Annotated in this window: 22 protein-coding genes (1 of these 22 cut by a window edge); 15 read left to right on the forward strand and 7 right to left on the reverse strand. The window is 67.7% G+C overall.

What is annotated here, in order from left to right:
- Both zwf and edd read right to left on the reverse strand, forming a co-directional pair.
- On the reverse strand, positions 1-740 hold the 5' portion of the coding sequence (zwf, locus tag E6C72_RS18495; RefSeq protein ID WP_109865396.1) for a glucose-6-phosphate dehydrogenase. Its footprint begins 781 nt before the window's first position; only the first 740 of its 1521 coding nucleotides appear in the window; the start codon lies at positions 738-740; the stop codon falls past the left edge of the window.
- Between the two features lie 137 nt (positions 741-877).
- Positions 878-2716, reverse strand: a complete 1839-nt coding sequence (edd, locus tag E6C72_RS18500; RefSeq protein WP_109865397.1) for a phosphogluconate dehydratase — start codon at positions 2714-2716, stop codon at positions 878-880.
- Positions 2717-2963: 247 nt separating this feature from the next.
- Here edd and E6C72_RS18505 point away from each other — a divergent pair, with 247 nt between their 5' ends.
- From E6C72_RS18505 to pqqE, 9 genes are all read left to right on the forward strand, one after another.
- Entirely contained in the window at positions 2964-3881 is a 918-nt protein-coding gene (locus E6C72_RS18505) for an SIS domain-containing protein (RefSeq protein WP_109865398.1), read from the forward strand.
- 253 nt (positions 3882-4134) lie between these two features.
- Positions 4135-4596 carry a cytochrome c-550 PedF gene (pedF, locus tag E6C72_RS18510; protein ID WP_211100501.1) on the forward strand — a complete coding sequence of 154 codons (462 nt, stop codon included), beginning with the start codon at positions 4135-4137 and terminating at the stop codon, positions 4594-4596.
- A 183-nt stretch (positions 4597-4779) separates the two neighbouring features.
- Positions 4780-5430, forward strand: coding sequence for a response regulator transcription factor (locus E6C72_RS18515; protein WP_109084600.1), 651 nt, complete (start codon positions 4780-4782; stop codon positions 5428-5430).
- 59 nt (positions 5431-5489) lie between these two features.
- Positions 5490-6008 carry a rhodanese-like domain-containing protein gene (locus E6C72_RS18520; RefSeq protein WP_109084601.1) on the forward strand — a complete coding sequence of 173 codons (519 nt, stop codon included), beginning with the start codon at positions 5490-5492 and terminating at the stop codon, positions 6006-6008.
- Positions 6009-6144: 136 nt separating this feature from the next.
- Entirely contained in the window at positions 6145-6225 is an 81-nt protein-coding gene (gene pqqA / locus E6C72_RS18525; RefSeq protein WP_014249839.1) for a pyrroloquinoline quinone precursor peptide PqqA, read from the forward strand.
- A gap of 84 nt (positions 6226-6309) precedes the next feature.
- The gene (pqqB, locus tag E6C72_RS18530; RefSeq protein ID WP_109084602.1) at positions 6310-7254 is read left to right on the forward strand and encodes a pyrroloquinoline quinone biosynthesis protein PqqB; all 945 of its coding nucleotides are present in this window, start codon (positions 6310-6312) and stop codon (positions 7252-7254) included.
- The gene (gene pqqC, locus E6C72_RS18535; protein WP_199228695.1) at positions 7251-8027 is read left to right on the forward strand and encodes a pyrroloquinoline-quinone synthase PqqC; all 777 of its coding nucleotides are present in this window, start codon (positions 7251-7253) and stop codon (positions 8025-8027) included. The genes pqqB and pqqC overlap by 4 nt, the downstream gene beginning before the upstream one ends.
- On the forward strand, positions 8024-8320 hold the full coding sequence (pqqD, locus tag E6C72_RS18540) for a pyrroloquinoline quinone biosynthesis peptide chaperone PqqD (RefSeq protein WP_109084603.1): 297 nt from the start codon (positions 8024-8026) through the stop codon (positions 8318-8320). The genes pqqC and pqqD overlap by 4 nt, the downstream gene beginning before the upstream one ends.
- Before the next feature lie 25 nt (positions 8321-8345).
- Positions 8346-9464 carry a pyrroloquinoline quinone biosynthesis protein PqqE gene (gene pqqE / locus E6C72_RS18545; protein ID WP_109084604.1) on the forward strand — a complete coding sequence of 373 codons (1119 nt, stop codon included), beginning with the start codon at positions 8346-8348 and terminating at the stop codon, positions 9462-9464.
- Between the two features lie 15 nt (positions 9465-9479).
- Here pqqE and E6C72_RS18550 read toward each other — a convergent pair whose 3' ends face one another.
- A complete protein-coding gene (locus E6C72_RS18550) occupies positions 9480-9899 on the reverse strand; it encodes an Lrp/AsnC family transcriptional regulator (RefSeq protein ID WP_109084605.1) in 420 nt (139 codons plus the stop codon).
- Between the two features lie 151 nt (positions 9900-10050).
- On the opposite strand from E6C72_RS18550, the gene E6C72_RS18555 reads away from it, so the two are divergent.
- On the forward strand, positions 10051-10611 hold the full coding sequence (locus E6C72_RS18555) for a cysteine hydrolase family protein (RefSeq protein WP_109084606.1): 561 nt from the start codon (positions 10051-10053) through the stop codon (positions 10609-10611).
- Positions 10612-10653: 42 nt separating this feature from the next.
- Here E6C72_RS18555 and E6C72_RS31820 read toward each other — a convergent pair whose 3' ends face one another.
- Positions 10654-10830, reverse strand: a complete 177-nt coding sequence (locus tag E6C72_RS31820; protein WP_169055241.1) for a hypothetical protein — start codon at positions 10828-10830, stop codon at positions 10654-10656.
- A 169-nt stretch (positions 10831-10999) separates the two neighbouring features.
- On the opposite strand from E6C72_RS31820, the gene E6C72_RS18560 reads away from it, so the two are divergent.
- The 5 genes from E6C72_RS18560 to E6C72_RS18580 all read left to right on the forward strand — a co-directional run bounded on the left by E6C72_RS18560 (position 11000) and on the right by E6C72_RS18580 (position 15486).
- The gene (locus E6C72_RS18560) at positions 11000-11932 is read left to right on the forward strand and encodes an ABC transporter substrate-binding protein (RefSeq protein WP_109084607.1); all 933 of its coding nucleotides are present in this window, start codon (positions 11000-11002) and stop codon (positions 11930-11932) included.
- A 9-nt stretch (positions 11933-11941) separates the two neighbouring features.
- Positions 11942-13126 carry an ABC transporter permease gene (locus tag E6C72_RS18565; protein ID WP_247875516.1) on the forward strand — a complete coding sequence of 395 codons (1185 nt, stop codon included), beginning with the start codon at positions 11942-11944 and terminating at the stop codon, positions 13124-13126.
- Entirely contained in the window at positions 13123-14082 is a 960-nt protein-coding gene (locus E6C72_RS18570; RefSeq protein WP_109084608.1) for an ABC transporter ATP-binding protein, read from the forward strand. The genes E6C72_RS18565 and E6C72_RS18570 overlap by 4 nt, the downstream gene beginning before the upstream one ends.
- Positions 14079-14837 carry an ABC transporter permease gene (locus E6C72_RS18575; RefSeq protein ID WP_282183283.1) on the forward strand — a complete coding sequence of 253 codons (759 nt, stop codon included), beginning with the start codon at positions 14079-14081 and terminating at the stop codon, positions 14835-14837. The genes E6C72_RS18570 and E6C72_RS18575 overlap by 4 nt, the downstream gene beginning before the upstream one ends.
- A 109-nt stretch (positions 14838-14946) precedes the next feature.
- A complete protein-coding gene (locus tag E6C72_RS18580; RefSeq protein ID WP_109084609.1) occupies positions 14947-15486 on the forward strand; it encodes a hypothetical protein in 540 nt (179 codons plus the stop codon).
- Positions 15487-15500: 14 nt separating this feature from the next.
- Here E6C72_RS18580 and E6C72_RS18585 read toward each other — a convergent pair whose 3' ends face one another.
- The 3 genes from E6C72_RS18585 to E6C72_RS18595 are packed head-to-tail and all read right to left on the reverse strand — an operon-like array spanning position 15501 to position 18893.
- Positions 15501-16076: a membrane integrity-associated transporter subunit PqiC gene (locus E6C72_RS18585; RefSeq protein ID WP_247875517.1), complete on the reverse strand. Its 576-nt coding sequence runs from the start codon at positions 16074-16076 to the stop codon at positions 15501-15503.
- A gap of 56 nt (positions 16077-16132) precedes the next feature.
- On the reverse strand, positions 16133-17806 hold the full coding sequence (locus tag E6C72_RS18590; protein ID WP_109084611.1) for an intermembrane transport protein PqiB: 1674 nt from the start codon (positions 17804-17806) through the stop codon (positions 16133-16135).
- The gene (locus E6C72_RS18595; RefSeq protein WP_247882160.1) at positions 17799-18893 is read right to left on the reverse strand and encodes a paraquat-inducible protein A; all 1095 of its coding nucleotides are present in this window, start codon (positions 18891-18893) and stop codon (positions 17799-17801) included. The genes E6C72_RS18590 and E6C72_RS18595 overlap by 8 nt, the downstream gene beginning before the upstream one ends.
- Positions 18894-19127: the final 234 nt, after the last annotated feature.

A 19127-nucleotide genomic window follows, 5' to 3' on the forward strand; every position in this document is an offset into this window, starting at 1 on the left:
ACCATGTCGCGGAGCGCGCCGGACTGGTCGTAGTAGCCGCCGCGTTCCTCGACGCCCACCGTTTCGGCCACGGTGATCTGCACATGGTCGATGTGGTCGGCGTTCCACAGCGGCTCGAACAGCGAGTTGCCGAAGCGTAGCGCCAGCAGGTTCTGCACCGTCTCCTTACCGAGGTAATGGTCGATGCGGTAGATCTGCTGCTCGGTGAAGACGGCACCGACGCGGTCGTTGATCTCCTGCGCCGAGGCGAGGTCGCGGCCGATCGGCTTTTCCAGCACGACACGTGAGGCCGGGGTGGCGAGGCCGAAGGTGCGCAGCTGGTCGCTGACCGGGCCGAACAGGCTGGGAGAGGTGGCGAGATAGAAGATGCGGACCGCGTCGCTGCTACGCGGCGGCGGGTTGTTCAGCCGGTCAGCCAGTTCGTCCCACCCGTCGTCGGAAGTGGCGTCGACGGGGACGTAATCCAGCCGCTCCAGGAAGCGGGCAACCAGCGCGGTGTCGCGCTCGTCGGCAGGCACATGCTCGCGGATCGCTTCCTCCGCCTTGGCGCGGTAGTCGGAGGGGGCGAGCGGGCTGCGCGAGACGCCGATGATGCGGCTGCCGTCGGCCACCTGCCCTGCCTTGTCACGCAGGTAGAGCGCCGGCAGCAGCTTGCGCAGGGCCAGATCACCGGTGCCACCGAACACCGTATAGTCAAAGGGAGGCAGTGCAGGGGCTGCGACGGTGGAGCGGGAGTTCATCTTCGGACCTCTCGACGTCGATGGCACGGTGCGTTTGGTCAGCCCGTGCGTCATGGTGCCACAAGGATGGGCCGGTCACAATGCGGGCCGGCACGGCCCGATGCCGGCCCAACGTTCAGGATTCGCCGCTGGCAGGATCAGCCCAGCAGGTTGAGGACGGACGCGCCACTCTCCGCCGGACCGGCATTGTTGCGGAACAGGGAGAACAGGTCCCGCCCGCAGCCGTGGGTGGCATCCTCGCTCGGCGGCGGAGGAGCGCCGCGCCCCTCCCACTCGGCGGTATCGACCAGGGCGGTCAGCGTCCCGGCTTCCGCATCCAGCCGCAGGATGTCGCCGTCGCGCACACGGCCGAGCGGACCGCCGCCCTTTACCTCCGGCGTGACATGGATGGCGGCCGGCACCTTGCCCGACGCACCCGACATGCGCCCGTCGGTCACCAGCGCGACCTTGAAGCCCTTGTCCTGCAGCACGCCCAGCGGCGGAGTCAGCTTGTGCAGTTCCGGCATGCCGTTGGCACCGGGGCCCTGGTAGCGGACCACGACGACCACATCGCGGTCGAGTTCGCCGGCACGGAAGGCGACCTGAACCGCCTCCTGGCTGTCGAAGACACGGGCCGGGGCCTCGACCAGCCGATGCTCGGGCTTGACGGCGGAAATCTTGATGACGCCACGCCCGAGATTGCCGGTCAGCACCCGCAATCCGCCTTCGGTCGCAAAGGGCGCCGCAGTGGTGGCGACGACCGTCGGGTCGCCGCTCTTGTCGGTGGCCGCGCGGGTCCAGGTCAAGGCGCCGCCCTCGTCCAGCTCCGGCATGCTGCGGTAGGGCTCCAGACCGCCCTCGCCATGGATGGTCGAGATGTCGGTGTGGACGAGCCCGGCATCGATCAGCTGCCCGATGATGAAAGGCATGCCGCCGGCCTGATGGAAGCGGTTCACGTCGGCGGTGCCGTTGGGATAGACACGGGCAAGCAGCGGGACGACCGCCGACAGTTCCGAGAAATCCTCCCAGTTCAGCTCTATGCCGGCGGCGGCGGCGATGGCCGGGATGTGCAGGGTGTGGTTGGTCGAACCGCCGGTGGCGAGCAGCCCGACGATGCCGTTCACCAGCGCGCGCTCATCGACGATGCGGCCGATGGGAGTACCGGCGCCCGGGGCGGTCATCGCCACGACACGGCGGGCGGCGGCGTCGGTCAGCGCGTCCCGCAGCGGAGTGTTGGGGTTGACGAAGCTGGCACCCGGCAGGTGCAGGCCCATGATCTCCATCAGCATCTGGTTGGTGTTGGCCGTGCCGTAGAAGGTGCAGGTGCCGGGAGCATGATAGGCCTGGGACTCGGCCTCCAGCAGCTCGTCGCGCCCAACCTTGCCCTGGGCGTAGAGCTGGCGCACCTTGGCCTTGTCGGCATTCGACAGGCCCGACGGCATCGGCCCGGCCGGCACGAAGATCGTCGGCAGATGACCGAAGGCAAGCGAGCCGATCACCAGGCCGGGAACGATCTTGTCGCAGATGCCCAGGCACAGCACGCCGTCGAAGGTGGCATGGGACAGAGCGACGCCGGTCGCCAGCGCAATGACGTCGCGGCTGAACAGCGAGAGTTCCATCCCCTCGTAGCCCTGGGTGACGCCGTCACACATCGCCGGAACGCCACCGGCCACCTGGGCCACACCGCCGGCCGCGCGCACCGACTCGCGGATCATGGCCGGATAGCGCTCATAGGGCTGATGGGCCGAGAGCATGTCGTTGTAGGCGGTGACGATGCCGATCGACGGCTGCGTCTCGCCGCGCAGAGCGGTCTTGTCGTTCGCGCCGCAGGCCGCAAAGGCGTGGGCAAGGTTGGCGCAGCCCAGGCGATGGCGGCGCGGCTTTCCGGCGGCGCTCTCCAGCCGTGCCAGATAGGCGGCGCGGCGGTCGCGGCTGCGCTCCGCGATGCGCTCCGTCACGCGGGCGACGACAGAATTCAGGGGAGAAGGCTTGCTCATGATCGCGTCTCGACCGTTTGTGGGAGGCGATGATTTCTGGAACGGACCATACGCCGGAGAGGGCAGGTTGTGAAGAAAATTTTTTTCATAAACGAGCCCGACCGGCAGGATTTCTCGCCATCTCCGACGAAATTCTTCATAATGGTGGCAGCGCCATTGAAATCGACTCCGCTCATCCGATCACCAGCCCCGGCTTCCAGCTATGTGTCCGTCCCAGCAGACCGTTCCAGGGAAGTAACTTTACGCCATGGCATCCCCGGTCAACAGCACAGTTCACACTCCTGCACCATTGGATATATTGGACGAGATCCGTCGGCTGCGTGGCGCATTGAAACGTTCGGAGGGGCAGATCGCCGATCTGGTGCTGGCCGATCCGCGGCGCGTTCTGGAACTGAACGTCACCTCGCTGGCGCAGGCTGCCGAAGTCAGCGAGGCGACGGTCGTGCGCTTTTGCCGCAGCGTCGGTTGCGCCGGCTTTCCGGACTTCAAACTGCGGCTAGCCCAATCACAGGCGCGCGATGCGATGCGCGACGAGGTGCATGGCGGCACCCCCTATATCAGCCAGGATGTCGCGCCGGACGACGATGTGGGTATGTTGGCGCGAAAAATTTTTTCATCGAGCGCAGCTGCACTGACCACCGCGTCATCCGCGCTGGACGATGAGGCGCTGGAGCGGGCCATCATCCTGCTTGCAAATGCGTCGCGGGTACTGTGTGTCGGCACTGGCGGGTCAAGCGCCCTGGCCCAAGATGCGGCGCACAAGCTGCTGCGCTTCGGAGCCGACGCGCAACCCTGCGCCGACCCGGTGCTGGCACGCATGCTGCTGGTGAATTTGGCGGCCGACGGAGTTCTGCTGGCGCTGTCGAACACCGGGCGCAGCGGCACGATCAATGAGTTGGCGGCAGCCGCTAGGGCACAGGGCACGGCGGTGGTTGCGATCACGGCACCACGGTCGCCACTGGCCGCGATGGCGAGCGTTGTCATCGCCAGCCAGCCGGTGGAAGACACCGAGATGTACACGCCAATGGCCTCACGGCTGGTGCATCTGACGCTGATCGACGTTCTGTCTACCGGCGTGGCCCTGCGGCTGGGCGATCCAGCCGTGCGACAGCTGGCAAAGGTCAAGTCGGCGATCAATGCCGGGAGGCTGCCGCCGCTGACCTGATGGTAGCGGCCTGATCCCAATCGGCTGGCCGATTGCCCTTAACGTCATCCGACCATCGACCAAGACGGCGCAACGCCGGCGTGGCCGTGGCGGCGGACCTTGTACCATCGTCGAATAATTAAGCGGACGAACGATTGCTACTCTCGACCGCAATCCGGCCCCGCAACCGTCCTGCGCCTCCGCGAATGCGGAATTCGGGTCATAAGGCGGCAAGCGGGAGTCCAAAAGACGGTTGCAGGAAGAGGACGCACAGATGACGCAAAGGTCCGCCATGCCGCCCGCCCGTCCCCGCTGCTTGGCACGTCTCGCGCCACTTGCGATGGTCGGGTTGCTGGCGGTCACCTCGTCCGGTTCGGTGCTGGCTCATGGCGACGTAGTCCCGCAGCCGGTGGACACCAGCGGACTGGAGAAGCTGGGCGATAAGTGGCGGGACAGCAATCCCTACCGCGGCAACCCGCGCGCCATCGAGATCGGGGCGTCCGCCTTCAACCAGAACTGTGCGCGCTGCCATGGTCTGGGCGCGGTGTCTGGCGGCATCGCCCCCGACCTGCGCTACCTCGAAAAGGGCGATGCCGGCGACGAGTGGTTCAAGGAGCGCGTCACCAACGGCTCGATCCGCAACGGCGTGACCTATATGCCCAAGTTCGGCGATGCCCTGGGCCAGGAAGCACTGTGGGCCATCCGCTCCTGGTTGGAAACCGTGCACGAGGAGTGATGGCCGTTCCAGGCGAAAGGGGTACGTCCGATGGCGGTGCGGCATGTTCGCGCACAAAACAATTCGCGTCATTCGCGTTATTGCGCCTCTCCATTTCGCTCTGACACAATGGAAGTGGGAACTGCTCCCTCTCATCCATCCCTTCCGCCCCTCCATTTGCCGCTGTGCAGGGAACCGCAGGCCATGACTCGGATCCTGATTGCCGATGACCATCCGATGGTGCGCGATGCCTTGCGCAGCGCAGTGCTCTATTCCTGCCAAGCCACCGATGTGATGGAGGCGGACCGGCTCGACAGCGTCATGCAGGCGCTGGAGGAGCGGGGCGACCTCGATCTCGTGCTGCTGGACGTCAACATGCCCGGCATGAATGGGCTGGGCGGTCTGCGCACGCTGCGCCAGCGCTTTCCGGCGACGCCGGTCGTCGTCGTTTCCGCCCATGAAGAACGCCGCTGGGTGCGCGAGGCGATGGAGAGCGGGGCCGCCGGCTTCATCCCCAAATCGACCCCGCGCGACGCCATCGCCGCCGCCCTGAGGCAAGTGCTGAATGGCGAACTGTATATTCCGCCACAGCTCGGTGATGAGGCCACGGCCGATGAGGCAGAAGACGCAGAAACCGCGGAAATCGCAAGGCGCATCAGCACCCTGACAGCGCAGCAGCTGCGAGTGCTGGAGTTGCTGGGCACCGGCAAGTTGAACAAGGAGATCGCCTTCGACCTCAGCATCACTGAAACGACGGTGAAGGCGCATGTCTCGGCGATCCTGCAGAAGCTGAAGGTCTACAGCCGCACCCAGGCGGTGGTGATCGCCAACCGCGTTCTGGCTGACCGGCGGTGAGGAAAGGTTCGGGGAGACGGCGAAGCCTCGCAAAATTCATTGCCCTTCTCCTCACACTCATGCTCCCCACCCCCGTCCGCGCCGCGGGCATTCCGCCGCCCGACGGCTACCGCCTGTCAGACTACCGATCCCCCACGCCGGATGGTGTCGCCGGGGCGGAAACGGTCGATACACCCACGGTCCAGACGCTGCTGTCGCGAGGGCGCCTCATCCCGATCTTTGTCCAGCGGCTGGAGCGCAGCACGCTGCCCGGAGGTCCCTGGTTGCAATCGAAGCCCTACCGGCAAATCCCCGGCAGCGTCTGGCTGCCCAACGTGGGGGTGGGAGCGCCCGATCCTGCGACGCTGATCTGGTTCGAATCCCAGTTGGAGCGGCTGACCGGTGGCGACCGGTACCGTGATCTTTTGTTCTACTGCCTGTCCGATTGCTGGCTGTCATGGAACGCCGCCAAGCGGGCGGTGTTGCTTGGCTATGCCCGGGTCCACTGGTACCCGACGGGCATCGACGGCTGGATGGAGGCCGGTCTGCCGACGGAGGAGGCGCATCCACTGCCCCCTCCCACCGCTCCCGCTCCCTGATTTAGCGGGCGGAGCAGCATCGAAAGAGGTGGCGGATTACACCATGGTAGCATGGCGGCAAGCCGCTCCGGACCGCTACTCTTAATCTCGCCAACCATCATGGTCAGCAACAGTCAGCAAGCAGGAGTATCACGCGATGAAGACCTGGCGCAAACCGAAGACCACCGAGATCGCCGTCGGCACCGAGATCAACGCCTACGCCTGCGCCGGCCTGTAAGCCGGCCGATGGGACGCGGGGAAGCACCGCGTGACAGCGCTTCCCCGGCCCTTCACCCCAAGGACCGCGCTCAAGACGGTGGCCATGAGAATACTCGTACTCGGTTCGGCAGCCGGCGGGGGCTTCCCGCAATGGAACTGCGCCTGCGAGGGATGCCGCCGTGCCCGGTCCGGCGATCCGGCAGCCCAGCCGCGCACCCAGTCGTCGCTGGCGGTGACGGCGGACGGCGAGCGCTGGTTGCTGCTGAACGCCTCGCCCGATCTGGGCGCGCAGCTGCTCGCCAACCCGCAACTCCATCCCAAGGGTCATCTCCATGGCTCCCTGCGCGGCAACCCGATCAGCGCGGCGCTGCTGACCAACGCCGACATCGACCATGTCGCCGGTCTGCTGACCCTGCGGGAATCCCACCCCTTCGCCGTCTATGCAACGCCGCGCGTCCATAGGGTGTTGGCGGCCAACAGCGTTTTCAACGTGCTGAACCCGGAACTGGTCGCCCGCCGACCGATGTCGTTGGGCGAGCCATTCCAGCCCGCCGGCGCCGATGGCCGCCCGCTGGGTCTGGAGGTGGAGGCCTTCGCCGTACCGGGCAAGGTGGCGCTCTATCTGGAGGACGCCTCGGCAGGCCCCGGCTTCGGCTCCGTCGCCGAAGATACGGTGGCTCTGCAAATCAAGCCCAGCGACGGTTCAAGCGAGGGTTTCTTCTACATCCCCGGCTGCGCCGGCATGCCGGGCTGGCTGGCCGACCGGCTGCATGGGGCGCCGCTGGTGCTGTTCGACGGCACGACCTGGACCGACGACGAGATGATCCGCAGCGGCACCGGCGTGAAGACCGCGGCGCGGATGGGCCATATGCCGATGGCGGGTTCTTCCGGCAGCATGGCGGCCTTCGAGCCGCTGAACGTCGCCCGCAAGATCTACATCCACATCAACAACACAAACCCCGCCCTGCTGGAGGACTCGCCCGAACGGGCGGAGGCCGAGGCGGCCGGCTGGCGCATCGCCCATGACGGGCTGGAGCTGACCCTATGACCGACCTGATGTCCCGCGAGGAGTTCCGTGCCGCCCTCAATGCCATCGGCGAGCGGCAGTATCACGACCTCCACCCGTTCCATCAGCTTCTGCACGGCGGAAAGCTGCAGAAGGGACAGATCCAGGCCTGGGCGCTGAACCGCTTCTATTATCAGGTCTCGATCCCGCGCAAGGATCTGACCATCATGTCCCGCATGGACGACCCGGCACTGCGCCGCGCCTGGTTGCAGCGCGTGCTCGACCATGACGGGCTGACCCAGACCGGCGCGTTGGACGAGACCAAGGTCGGCGGCATCGAGCGCTGGCTGCGCCTGACCGACGGGCTGGGGCTGGACCGCGATTACGTGAAATCACTGGAGGGCATCCTGCCGGCGACCCGCTTCGCGGTGGATGCCTACGTCAATTTCGTGCGCGACCATTCGCTGCTGGAGGCGGTCGCGTCCTCGCTGACCGAACTGTTCGCCCCGTCGATCCACCGCGAGCGCATCGCCGGGTTCGAGCAGAACTATGCCTTCGCCAATGACAGCACCCTGTCCTATTTCCGCAAGCGGCTGGACGAGGCGCCGCGCGACGTGGAGTTCGGGCTGGAGTATGTGCTGACCAACGCCTACACCGGCGAACAGCAACGGCAATGCCTGCGCGCCCTTCGCTTCAAGACGGAGCTGCTGTGGGCGCAGCTGGACGCCCTGCACCACGCCTACGTCACCCCCAACCTGATCCCACCCGGCGCCTTCGTGCCGGTGGACATGGAAGCGACACGGTACAGCCGGTGAACGCGATCGCTCCACACGTCGCGGAGACCGACCGGCTGCGGCTCGCACCCGGCGTCATGCTGCGCAACGACCGCCGCCGAGGCCAATGGATGCTGATGGCACCGGAACGGCTTCTGGTGCTGGACGAAATGGCGCTGGCGGTGGTGCGCGCCTGCGTCGGGCCGGAGGTCGCCGACGTGGCCGCCGGCATCGACCGGCTGACGGTGGAATACGACGCCCCGCGGACGGAGGTCGCCGCCGACGTGCTGGAGATGCTGACCGACCTGCGCAACAAGGGCTATGTCGTCACGTGAGGCGCATCCCCAGGAGATCCATCCGATGAGCTGCGCCCTGCCCGCCTTTGCGGCATCCCCGGCCACCGAACCGGCCCCGCCCTTCGCGGTGCTGATGGAGCTTACGCACCGCTGCCCGCTGCGCTGCCCCTACTGCTCCAACCCGATGGCGCTCGATTCCGCCAGTGCCGAGCTGGACACCGCCACCTGGAAACGCGTGCTTGACGAGGCGGCCGATGTCGGTGCGCTCCAGGTCCATTTTTCCGGCGGCGAGCCCTGCGTCCGCAAGGATCTGGAGGAGCTGGTCGCCCACGCGACGGAGATCGGGCTCTACAGCAATCTCATCACCTCGGCCGTGCTGCTCGACCGGCCGCGGCTGGAGGGTTTGCAGCGCGCCGGGCTTCAGCATGTGCAGATCAGCCTTCAGGATGCGGAGGCCGCCGGGGCCGACCGCGTCGGCGGCTTCAAGGGCGGCCATGCCAAGAAGCTGGAGGTGGCGCGGGCGGTGGTGGCCCAGGGTCTGGCGCTGACCATCAACGCCGTCCTGCACCGCCACAACATCGACCGGGTGAACGAGGTCATCGATCTGGCGATGGATCTCGGCGCCGGGCGGATCGAGATCGCCAACGTGCAGTATTACGGCTGGGCGCTCGCCAACCGCGCCGCGCTGATGCCGTCGCGCGAACAGTTGCTGGAGATGGACGCGGCGGTGCGCGCCCGGCTCCCGGAACTGGCCGGACGGATCGTGGTGGATTACGTCGTGCCAGATTACTATGCCCGCCGGCCGAAAAGCTGCATGGGCGGCTGGGCGCGGCGCTTCATGAACGTCACCCCGCGCGGTCGCGTCCTGCCCTGCCATGCCGCGGAAACCATCCCCGGCATGGAATTCGAGACGGTGCACGACCGCAGCCTGTCCGACATCTGGCGCGACGGACCGGCCTTCACCCGCTACCGCGGCACCGACTGGATGCCGCAGCCCTGCCAGTCCTGCGACCACAAGGAAGAGGATTGGGGCGGCTGCCGCTGTCAGGCGCTTGCGCTCGCCGGCAGCGCCGATGCGACCGACCCTGTGTGTGAACTGTCCCCGGCCCATGCGGATGTAGCAGATCTGCGCGACCGCGATGCAGCGGCGCTGGACAGCGTCTGGACCTATCGCGGTGCCTGACTGGCACGGCGATGCCTACTGGAACCGTTCGAGCACCATCTGCGTCGTCACCTCGGCGACGCCGGGAAGCCCGACGATGGCGGCGCGGATCGTCTCGATGCCGCGGATGTCCGCCGCCTCGGCACGGACCACCAGATCGATGGCGCCGGCCACCGCATCCATCGTGACGATGCCGGGAATCCGCCGCAGCTTGGGAACCAGTTGCGCACAGCTGCGGCCCGGTTCGTGGCGCAGCAGGAAATAGGCGGCGACCCCATCGGCCGCCGGACCGTCCTCGATGGTCGTGAAGCCACGGATCACCCCTGACCGCAGCAGCCGGTCGAGCCGTTCCTGGGTGGCGCTGCGCGACAATCCGACATCGCGGGCAAGTGCCACCAATGTGCGGCGGCCATCCTTGCGCAACGCCGCCAGCAGCAGCCTATCCTTTTCGTCCATCCCCGTCCCCGCATCCGCCCCACCGGCGGAATGCCGGCCTGCCGGCATCTTGCCGGGATGCAACCGGCAACCCTTCGGCGGAAGTTCATGGTCAAAGTTCGTGGCCAAAGTTCATGGCCACGGACCATGGACGATTTGCACGGAGTATCCAATGACCTTGCTTCCCGCCGCCTCCGCTCTTCTGTCGGTCGACATGCAGTGCGCCTTCGACGAGCCGCGCTGGCCGAGGCGCTGGAACCGCGCGCTCGACCACAACGGCCTGCGGCTGGTCGATGCCTGGCGGCGCAGCGGCCGCCCGATCATCCATGTGCGTCACGATTCGGTCAGTCCGACCTCCACCTTGCGCCCCGGACAGCCGGGCAATCGCTTCCGCGAGGGGTTCGAGCCGCAGGATGGTGAAGCGCTGGTGACCAAGAGCGTCAATTCGGCGTTCATCGGCACCGATCTGGACTTGCGGCTGCGCCGGATGGGCATCGACCGGCTGGTGGTGTTCGGTATCTCGACCGACATGTGTGTGTCGACCACCGTCCGCACCGGCGCCAATCTGGGCTGGCCGATCATGCTGGTCACCGACGCCTGCGATTGTTTCGACATGCCGGACGAACATGGCCGGATCATCCCGGCGGAACAGGTCCATACCGTCCATGTCGCTACGCTGGGCTACGAGTTCTGCGAGCTGACCACCACCGACGCCATCATCCGGAGTCTGTGACCCCGCACCAGGAGGCGGAGCGGCAGCGTCTCAGGCCCCATCTCAGGCGCTGTCGCCCGACCCGCCCTTCTTGCCGCCGCCGTCCTGCTTGTTGACGGTCGCCCAGGCGCGGCGTTCCGCCTCCTCGTGCGACACGCCGCGCTCTTCGTACCCCTCCTCGATATGCTCGGCCTTGCGCTTCTGCTTGTCGGTGTACTTGTCCTTGTCGCCTTGGGACATCGAATCCTCCTGGTGCAATTGCCAACTCAACAGTGCCCACGATTGGGAGGTTCCTTGGGGAAATAGGCTGAAACTCATATCCGGGACAGAACAGTCGGAAAGCGCGGCTTGCCGTGAGCGGGGCCGTCACCCATCCTTTCCCACACCGCTTTCAGGGGGAGGTTCCGGGGTGTTCAAGATCTTCAATATCAGCCGCGTCATGACGGGCGCGGCGGTTCTCGCGCTGGGACTCGCGGCCGGCACGGCACAGGCTGCGGATGCTGTCCGCGTCGGATCGAAACTGGATGCCGAAAGCGGGCTGCTCGGCACCATGATCCTGCAAGTGCTGCAAGCGGGCGGCATCCCGACGGAAAACAAGATCCAGCTGGGCCCAACCAAGATCGTGCGCGGTGCGCTGCTGTCCGGCGAGATCGATATTTACCCCGAATACACAGGCAACGGCGCCTTCTTCTTCAACGTCGACAGCGATCCGGTCTGGAAGAATGCCGGGGCCGGCTATGACAAGGTCCGGCAACTCGACCAGGAGAAGAACAACATTGTCTGGCTGAAACCGGCCCCAGCCAACAACACTTGGGCGCTGGCCGTCCGCCGCGACGTCGCCGAGGCCAACAAGCTGAAGACGATGGAGGATTTCGCCAAGTGGGTCTCCAGCGGCGGCAAGGCGAAGGTCGCAGCGTCGGCCGAGTTCGTGGAAAGCCCGGCCGCCCTGCCCTCCTTCCAGCAGACCTATGGCTTCGCGCTGAAGCCCGACCAGATGCTGATCCTGGCTGGCGGCGACACCGCCGCCACCATCCGTGCGGCGGCGGAGCAGACCTCCGGCGTCAACACCGCCATGGTCTATGGCACCGACGGCGCCATTGCCGCACTGGATCTCGTTGTGCTGGCCGATACCAAGGGTGCCCAGATGGTGTATGAGCCGGCACCGACCGTCCGCGCCGCGGTGCTGACCGCCAATCCGAAGATCGCCGACCTGCTGAATCCGGTCTTCGCCGGCCTGGACGCCGATACTCTGCGCGGACTGAACGCCAAGATCTCGGTCGACGGGCAGGACCAGAAGCAGGTCGCCACCGAGTATCTGAAGTCCAAGGGCCTGCTGAAGTAAGCCGGCGACGTGACCGGCCGTTTTTCCCTGCACAACCGCGTGGCCCTGCTGATGGCACTGGCAGTGGTGCTCGCCGCCATTGGCTTGCCATTCCTCGGCTTCGCGCCCAACCGGCTGCTGTCCGGCAGGCCGGTATCGTTTTGGGCAGCGGTGCGGGGGTTGGATGGAATCGCGGTTTTGCTGGCGGGACTGGCCCTGCTCGCGACACCGTTCCTGCCGCCAAGGCGTGTGGGGCTTGGCCTGGCCATTGCGGCCGGCGGGCTTTTCTGCGCCGGATTGGTTTGGCTGGCCGGTGCCCATGCGGCAACCCTTGCGCAGGGAGCATCCGCGGCGGCGCGGACCTCCTTCGCCTCCGGCTTCTGGGTGATGGCGGCGGCCGGACTTCTGACCGTGGTCGATGCAGCCCGGCGGCTGGGTCTGGGCGCCGTCGGCCGAATGGCGGTCGGCGGGGCTGTGGCCGGGCTGGTGGCTCTGCAACTGGCATCGGGCCATCTCGATGCCCTGTCGATTCTCAAGGAATACGCCAACCGGCGCGAGGTCTTCGCCGACGCCGTGCTGCGCCACGCCGCGCTGGTGGCGGCGGCGCTGGTGCCGACCCTGCTGGTCGGCGTGCCGCTCGGCATTGCCGCCCACCGGGTGCAGGCAGTCGGCCGCGCGGTGTTCCCGGTGCTGAACGTTGTGCAGACGGTGCCGTCCATCGCCCTGTTCGGGCTGCTGATGGCGCCGCTGGCGGCACTGGGCGCCCTGCTGCCGGGGTCGGGGATCAGTGGGGTCGGGCCGCTGCCGGCGGTGATCGCGCTGACCCTCTATTCGCTGCTGCCCATTGTGCGCAACACCGCGGTCGGGCTGGACGGCGTGCCGGCGCCGGTGCGGGAGGCGGCACGCGGCATGGGGCTGACGCCGCGCCAGATCTTCCTGCGCGTCGACCTGCCGCTGGCGCTGCCGGTCTTCCTGTCGGGGTTGCGCATTACCGTGGTCCAGGCGGTCGGGCTGGCGGCGGTGGCGGCGCTGATCGGTGCCGGCGGCCTGGGGGCGATCATGTTCCAGGGGCTTTTCGCCAACGCGCTGGACCTTGTGCTGCTGGGGGCCGTTCCTGTCATTCTATTGGCAGTGGCGGCCGACGCCCTGCTGTCCATCGGCATCGCCGCCGCCACCAACCGCATCGGCGTTCTGCCGGGAAAGAGTGCGCCATGATCGACTTCGAGCGCGTGACCAAGCGCTTCGGCTCCTGGACGGCGGTGGATGCCTTGTCCTTCACCGTGGCGGAGGGGGAGTTCCGCGTGCTGATCGGCCCGTCGGGCTCCGGCAAATCGACGGTTCTGAGGATGATCAACCGGCTGATCCCGGCAGACGAAGGCGCCATCCGCATCGACGGCGAGGACATCGCGTCGCTAAAGCCGGAAGAGCTTCGCCGCCGCATGGGCTATGTCATCCAGTCGGTCGGGCTCTTCCCGCACTGGACGGTCGAGCGCAACATCGCCACGGTCCCCGGCCTGCTCGGCTGGCCCAAGGCGCGAATCCGCGATCGGGTGACGGAGCTGCTGGAGCTGCTGAACCTCGACCCCCACCGCTATCGCGGCGCCTACCCGCACCAGTTGTCGGGCGGGCAGCAGCAGCGCGTCGGCGTCGCCCGCGCGCTGGCGGCGGAACCGCGCATCCTGCTGATGGACGAGCCGTTCAGCGCGCTCGATCCCATCACCCGCGCCAGTCTCCAGACCGAGCTGTCGGCCATCCACCGCCGCACCGGCACCACCGTCGTCTTCGTCACCCACGACATGGACGAGGCCTTGCTGCTAGGCGACAGCATCGCGGTGATGGACCATGGCCGGCTGATCCAGTGCGCCACACCGCTGGAGATTCTGACGCGCCCGGCCAGCCCGCTGGTCCGCGATCTGGTGGGGCGAGAGGAGTGGGGGCTGAAGCGGCTGGCGGTGGAGACGGTCGGCGACCGCGCCCGCCGGCAGGAAAGCGTGACCGGCGAGCCGCTGGCCGCCGAGACCCCGCTGCACCGCGCCCTGTCGGAAATGGTCGCCCGCGGCACCGAAAGGCTGCCGGTGGTGGATGGCGACGGCCGGCCGGCCGGGGTGCTGCACCTGTCCGACCTTGTGCGGCCCTCCGCGCACCAGTCTGCCTCCGGCGGCCCCGCATGACCGGCGCCGGCATGGCCCCGCGGGAGTTCCTGACCGACCGGCTGATGCTGGGGCTGGTGGCGCTGGTGGCTCTGGTGCTGGGAATGCCGTCGCTGAAGCCGCTGTTCGCCACGCTCTTTCCGCGCCTGGATCGGCCGCTGTACGAAGCGGAGAGCTTCGTCAGCCTGACTCTCGACCATATGGCGCTGGTCGGCCTCTCCAGCCTCGCCGCGATCCTGCTGGGCGGCGGGGCCGGCATCGCCGTCACGCGGCCCTGGGGCAAGGAATTCCGCGGCCTGCTGGAAACCGTCGCCACCATGGGCCAGACCTTTCCGCCGGTGGCGGTGCTGGCGCTGGCGGTGCCGGTGATGGGCTTCGGTCCCGAGCCGGCGCTGATCGCGCTCACGCTCTACGCCCTGCTGCCGGTTGTGGAAAACACGGTCGCCGGGCTGGACGGCGTTCCGGCCCCGGTCCTCGACTCCGCCCGTGGGCTGGGCATGGGACCGGTGGAACTGCTGTTCCGGGTGGAACTGCCGCTGGCCGCGCCGGTGATCCTGGCCGGCGTGCGCACCGCCGTCATCATCAATGTCGGCACCGCCGCCATCGCCTCCACCGTCGGGGCCAAGACCCTGGGGCTGCCGATCATCGTCGGGCTGAACGGGTCCAACCAGGCCTATGTCATCCAGGGCGCGCTGATCGTCGCCTCACTCGCCGTGGTGATCGACGCCGGGTTCGACCGGCTGGCTGGCTGGCTGACTCGCTGGTCGCACCGCTGAGGGGCAGACAGACGCCGACGCCTTATTTGCGAACGACAATTTGAGAATGACTTGCATTCGCAATATGAACGCCTTACCCTCCGCCTATTCCCCTCAAGCGGAGTCCGTCATGTCCAGCATGCAGTCCCACCGCCGCGCCGCGCCGGCTCGCGAGCGCTTCCAGGAACTGCGCGGTGCCGAGGCGCTGGTCGTCTCGGTTCTGCGGCTGTGGGCCGAACCCCTACGCGAACCGGACCGCCGGCACCCGCACTGGCAGGACGACATGACCAGGGCCGGACTGTCAAACGACGCGGCGGTGGCGTTCGACACGCTGATGCGCATCGTGCTGGCCGCCACCACCCGGCCGCTCGACCTGCACCGCCCGTCCTGCCCCTGCCTGGGCAGCGATGAGGCGCTGCTGCTCGATATGTTGCGACTGGCGCAACGGGGCCAGCATGGCGAGGCCGGACTGCTGATGAACGACTGGCTGCCGCTGGTCGGCGTGCGCATGGCGATGGCGCCGCTCTGCGTCCTGGCCGCCGCATTGTCCCGCGCCGGCCTGACACTGCCGGACCCGGGCGAAGAGTCGCGGATGGCGGGCGGCACGACGGTCGGCCGCATGGACCGGCCGCGCCCCACCGCCGACCGCGGCGCCACCCTCCTGCACTGACGCAAGGCTGCCGGTCAGCGTCGCACCCCGGCGGTGATCCGGTCCGCCAATAGGCCGACCGCCCGGCTCATGGTCCGAACCTGCGCGTCCGGACCGGCGCCGCCAGACGGGACCTCGACCGTTTCGCGCGTCGGCCCGCTCTTGCGCCCGCCAGTCCCGCCGCCGGGCGACAGGCTCCATTGCGCATCCAGAACCACCCCCCCTGTCGCATCGGCGTCGAAGCGCAGGATGGTGACGGTCAGCACCGCCGTGCCGTCCCCCACCGAACTGCCGGCCACCGGCAGCACCGTAGTGCCCGGCAGGCGCGCCGCGAGGTCACCGGACAGGGTGGAGCGCAATCCGTCGGCCAGCGGTTCGGCCCAGCGGTCGAACTCCAGCGCCTCGACCCGGTTACCGTCGATGCGCCGGACGATCTGCGGCCGGTCGATCAGCATCGGCAGGTCCAGCGAGCCCAAGGCCAGAGTCTGGGGCGCGGAATGCACCGGCTGCGCCGTCCCGGACGGCGGAACCACCGCCAGCGTGTAGAGCCGGCTGTCCGGCGTCGACTGGCAGGCCACCAGAACGAGAAGCGGCGCCGCAAACGCGGCCATCTTCAATCCGGGCCGCAATCCTCGCACCACTTTCATGCCCCGCTCTCTCCCTTCCATCAATTCTTGCCTCTCAGCAGCGCTTCCGGGTGGCGTTCGAGATAGTCGGCCAACACGCGGAAGGACCGCGCGGCATCGTTCAGCTGCCGCATCACGCCCGCCAGATCGGCCTGACCGCCACCGCCACCCAGCAGCCCGCTGGCATTCTTCAGCGTACCCTCTGCCGCCGTCGCCACGCCACGCAGGCTCTTCACCACCTCCGGCAATTGACGGTCGGCAGTGCGCATCAACGCGTCGGCGCTACCGAGCGCCTTAGCGAGTGCAGCCAGCGACCGGGCGAGGTCCGGCGAACCGGCAAGCCCGCCGACCGACTGCAAGGTGCCGCGCAGGTCGGCGATCAGCGCATCGAGCGGCAATGCTGCGACCTTGTCCATCACCACGCCGGCCGACCGGGTGAGGGAATCGAGGTCGCTGGAGGCGACGACCGGCAATTCAGACCGCTCGGTTCCGGGCGCGGTCGGCGGTGAACCCGGTTCGAAGTCGAAGGACACCAGCTTTTGCCCGGTCAGCAGGTTGCCGGACGCCAGCCGTGCCCGCAGCCCCTTGCGCACCTCGGTGGCGATCAGCTTGCGCACCGCCGGCTCGTCCATCGGCTTCCCGTCGCTGACGGCATAGGTCCGCGCCACCAGATCGGGTTCGAAGTCGATGTCGACCGGGATGTGCATTTGCTCCCTGGCCTCGTCATACTCAAGCCTCACCGTGGCGACATGGCCCACCGTCAGGCCGCGCAACAGCACCGGCGCGCCGGCCTGCAACCCTTGCACCGATCCGGGGAACTCCAGCCGGTAGCGCACGCGCAGCCGGTCACGTGCAGCAGCCGCGGCGGCCTGATCCTCGTAGAGCGTGAAGCTGGTCCAGTCCAGCGCCGGCGGCCCGGCCTCCGGATCGGGCGGGGTTTCCAGCACCACGCCGCCCAGGGCCAGCGTCTTCAACGATTCAGTCTGGAACTTGAAGCCGTCGGCCCCGGCGGAGAACTGGATGCCGGACGAGCGCCAGAACCGGCTTCCCTCATGCACCAGTTCCTCGTAGGGCGCGCGGATGAAGATCGATACCCCGACCCTCCGGTCCTGGGGCGACAGGCTGTAACCCATCACCTCGCCCACCTGGACACCACGGAAATAGACCGGAGAACCCTGGGCCAGCGATCCCAGCTGTTCGGTCCTCAGGTTGAAGCTGCGGCCCGGCACATCGGCGCGGACCACCGGCGGCTCGTCCAGCGCATCGAATTCCCGCCGGTCATCGCCGCCGCCGGGTTCCATCTCGACATAGGTGCCGGACACGACGGTGCTGAGGCCCGAAATCCCGGCAAGGCTGAGACGGGGCGCCACCACCCAGAAACGGGTGCGGTCCTTCAGATGGCGGGTGGCGGTGCGGTCCATGCGGGCGGTGGCGATCACCTGCGACAGGTCGTCCGACAGCCGCACCGTTTCGATCACGCCCAGATCGACGTTCTTGTGCTTGATCCGGGTCCGACCGGCCTCCAGCCCCTCGCCGGACGGGAAGGTGATGACGATCTGCGGTCCGCGATCCTCCAGCCAGCGCCAACCGAGCCAGCCGGCGATCAGCGCCGCCACCAGCGGCAACAGCCACAGCAGGGACAGCCGGCGGCGCGTCGAGAACGCGACCTCCGGCGGATGCGGAGGCTGATCTGGGGAGTGGTTGGCATCAGTCATGCCGCACCCCGTCGGCGCGGTCCCACATCACGCGCGGGTCGAAGACATGGCTCGCCAACATGGTCAGGATGACCACGGCGGCGAAGGCGATTGCGCCGGCATCGGCGCGGACGGAGGCGACGGCGCCGAACTGCACCAGCGCCGTAAGAATTGCGATCATGAAGACGTCCACGTTGGACCAGCGCCCGATGGCATCGATAAGGCGATAGAGGCGGGTCCGGCCCAGCAGCTGCGCGGCCGATCCACGCCATGCGGTGGCGACGAACCACGCCAGACCGCCCAGCTTGAGGAGCGGCACGGCGATGCTGGCGACGAAGACCAGCAGCGCCAGCGGCCACATGCCGGACCCGGCCAATTCCCCCACCCCGCCCAGGATCGTGCTGGGGTCGCCCTGGCCGAAGTTGACCACGGTCATGACCGGCAGCAGGTTGGCCGGCACATAGAGGATGGCGCTGGTGGCGACCAGCGCTGTCGTCCGCCCCAAACTGTCCGGTTCCCGCGCATGCAAACGGCTGCCGCAGCGCGTGCAGCGGTGTGGTGCCGCTTCCTGGTCATACCCATGGATGCGCTGGCAGACCGAACAGGCGATCCAGCGCTGCGGAGATGGCGCCGGATCGGACGGCACATGGTCGATGGCGGACCACAGCATCCGGCGGTCGAGCGACTGATCCATCATGGTGATTGCCAGCACATAGCCGCCGAGCGCAAGCCCGCCGGTCAGCAGTTCGGCATTGGCGAATCCATACAGCTTGGAATAGCCGACCAGCAGGCCGAGCAGGAAGACGTCCAGCATGGCCCAGGGGCGCAGGGCCTCGGTCAGGGCGAAGAGCCGCGCGGTTGCACGCGGCGACTCCGGCGGACGCCCGCCATGCAGGCAAAGCATCATGGCGATCACACCCGCGACACGGAGTAGCGGCACCCCCAACACAAGCAGCCCGACCAGCAGCGACAGCGGCCACATTCCCTGATCGGCCAGCGCCTCGATCCCGGTGGTGACCAGACCGGCACGGTCGTTACCTTGGATATGCACGGCCATCAACGGGTTCAAGGCGATCAGGCCCAGCATCAGCAGCGCGGTCAACGCCATTGGCAGGGCATGACGGGGGCCTCCCGCGACATGGCGGTACAGCTGCGCGCCGCACCGCGTGCAGGCGGCCCGGCCGCCGCGGGGCAACTCACGGACACGGTGAAGCCGCCCGCAATCCGGGCAAGCAACCAGATCGTCCCGTACCATTGCCCCAAGCTCCCTCAACCTCACCTTGCCCTGCCAAATCGACATGCACGCGTCCGAACCGATTTTATCGCAAATCCCGCACTCCAA

It is taken from the genome of Azospirillum sp. TSH100 (assembly GCF_004923295.1).
Taxonomy (GTDB): domain Bacteria; phylum Pseudomonadota; class Alphaproteobacteria; order Azospirillales; family Azospirillaceae; genus Azospirillum.

Excerpts from the sequence above, each read along its gene's own strand:
- edd (WP_109865397.1), bottom strand. The coding sequence starts at position 2,716 with ATGAGCAAGCCTTCTCCCCTGAATTCTGTCGTCGCCCGCGTGACGGAG.
- E6C72_RS18505 (WP_109865398.1), top strand. The coding sequence starts at position 2,964 with ATGGCATCCCCGGTCAACAGCACAGTTCACACTCCTGCACCATTGGAT.
- pedF (WP_211100501.1), top strand. The coding sequence starts at position 4,135 with ATGACGCAAAGGTCCGCCATGCCGCCCGCCCGTCCCCGCTGCTTGGCA.
- E6C72_RS18515 (WP_109084600.1), top strand. The coding sequence starts at position 4,780 with ATGACTCGGATCCTGATTGCCGATGACCATCCGATGGTGCGCGATGCC.
- E6C72_RS18520 (WP_109084601.1), top strand. The coding sequence starts at position 5,490 with ATGCTCCCCACCCCCGTCCGCGCCGCGGGCATTCCGCCGCCCGACGGC.
- pqqA (WP_014249839.1), top strand. The coding sequence starts at position 6,145 with ATGAAGACCTGGCGCAAACCGAAGACCACCGAGATCGCCGTCGGCACC.
- pqqB (WP_109084602.1), top strand. The coding sequence starts at position 6,310 with ATGAGAATACTCGTACTCGGTTCGGCAGCCGGCGGGGGCTTCCCGCAA.
- pqqC (WP_199228695.1), top strand. The coding sequence starts at position 7,251 with ATGACCGACCTGATGTCCCGCGAGGAGTTCCGTGCCGCCCTCAATGCC.
- pqqE (WP_109084604.1), top strand. The coding sequence starts at position 8,346 with ATGAGCTGCGCCCTGCCCGCCTTTGCGGCATCCCCGGCCACCGAACCG.
- E6C72_RS18550 (WP_109084605.1), bottom strand. The coding sequence starts at position 9,899 with ATGGACGAAAAGGATAGGCTGCTGCTGGCGGCGTTGCGCAAGGATGGC.
- E6C72_RS18555 (WP_109084606.1), top strand. The coding sequence starts at position 10,051 with ATGACCTTGCTTCCCGCCGCCTCCGCTCTTCTGTCGGTCGACATGCAG.
- E6C72_RS31820 (WP_169055241.1), bottom strand. The coding sequence starts at position 10,830 with ATGTCCCAAGGCGACAAGGACAAGTACACCGACAAGCAGAAGCGCAAG.
- E6C72_RS18570 (WP_109084608.1), top strand. The coding sequence starts at position 13,123 with ATGATCGACTTCGAGCGCGTGACCAAGCGCTTCGGCTCCTGGACGGCG.
- E6C72_RS18575 (WP_282183283.1), top strand. The coding sequence starts at position 14,079 with ATGACCGGCGCCGGCATGGCCCCGCGGGAGTTCCTGACCGACCGGCTG.
- E6C72_RS18580 (WP_109084609.1), top strand. The coding sequence starts at position 14,947 with ATGTCCAGCATGCAGTCCCACCGCCGCGCCGCGCCGGCTCGCGAGCGC.
- E6C72_RS18585 (WP_247875517.1), bottom strand. The coding sequence starts at position 16,076 with ATGGCCGCGTTTGCGGCGCCGCTTCTCGTTCTGGTGGCCTGCCAGTCG.
- E6C72_RS18590 (WP_109084611.1), bottom strand. The coding sequence starts at position 17,806 with ATGACTGATGCCAACCACTCCCCAGATCAGCCTCCGCATCCGCCGGAG.
- E6C72_RS18595 (WP_247882160.1), bottom strand. The coding sequence starts at position 18,893 with ATGGCGTTGACCGCGCTGCTGATGCTGGGCCTGATCGCCTTGAACCCG.